Source organism: Streptomyces sp. NEAU-W12 (assembly GCF_026242095.1).
Lineage (GTDB): Bacteria > Actinomycetota > Actinomycetes > Streptomycetales > Streptomycetaceae > Streptomyces.
In genome coordinates this window covers 1-988 of sequence record NZ_JAPJDM010000099.1, presented here as the reverse complement: position 1 = coordinate 988, position 988 = coordinate 1, and the positions used below count along the sequence as shown (strand labels likewise).

The following is a 988-nucleotide window of genomic DNA, read 5'->3' as shown; positions in this document are numbered from 1 at the left end:
GGCCGGTGTGATCAAGATGGTGATGGCGATGCGGCACGGTGTGCTGCCGCGCACCCTGCACGTGGACGCGCCGTCGTCGCATGTCGACTGGTCGGCGGGTGCGGTGGAGCTGCTGACCGAGCCGGTGGAGTGGGAGCAGGGTTCGGGACGGCGGCGGGCGGGTGTGTCCTCGTTCGGCATCAGCGGCACCAACGCGCACGTCGTCCTCGAACAGCCCGAGTACGAGCGGGTGGATGAGGAGGGCGCCGGAAGCGGCGGACTCGCCTCCCTCGCGCCCGGCGTTGTTCCGTGGACCCTCTCCGGCAAGACCGAGGCCGCCCTGCACGCCCAGGCCGCACGCCTCCTGGCCTGCGTCGAGGCCGCCCCCGAACTGCGCGCCGTGGACCTCGGCCGCTCCCTGGCCACGCAGCGCTCCGTCTTCGACCACCGTGCCGTGGTCCTCGCCGACGACCGTGAGTCCGCCGTGCGCGGCCTGGCCGCGGTGTGCGTGGGAGAGAGCGACCCCGCTGCGATCGTCGGCGCGACCGAACAGGGTCGCACGGCGTTCCTGTTCTCGGGTCAGGGTTCGCAGCGGCTGGGGATGGGCCGTGAACTGCATGCTCGTTTCCCGGTGTTCGCGGAGGCGTTCGACGCGGTGTGCGCGGGGTTGGACGAGCATCTGGAGCGGCCGCTGCGCGACGTGGTCTGGGGTGAGGACGGGGAGGCGTTGAACCGGACCGCCTATGCCCAGGCGGGGTTGTTCGCCCTGGAAGTGGCGCTGTACCGGCTGCTCGATGCCTGGGGTGTGCGCCCCGACTATGTCGCCGGGCACTCGATCGGTGAAATCGCGGCCGCGCATGTGGCGGGTGTGTTCTCCCTGGTGGACGCGTGTGCGCTGGTGGCTGCGCGTGGCCGGCTGATGCAGGCGTTGCCGGCCGGTGGTGCGATGGTGGCGGTCGAGGCGACGGAGGGGGAGGTGCTGGCGCATCTGGCGGGTGAGGTGTCGGTG

At 71.9% G+C, this 988-nt stretch carries 1 protein-coding gene; it reads left to right on the top strand.

Annotation, left to right across the window (positions count from 1 at the left end):
• The coding region (locus ORI94_RS35230) for an acyltransferase domain-containing protein (protein ID WP_266083193.1) at positions 1–988 on the top strand (988 nt) is incomplete at both ends.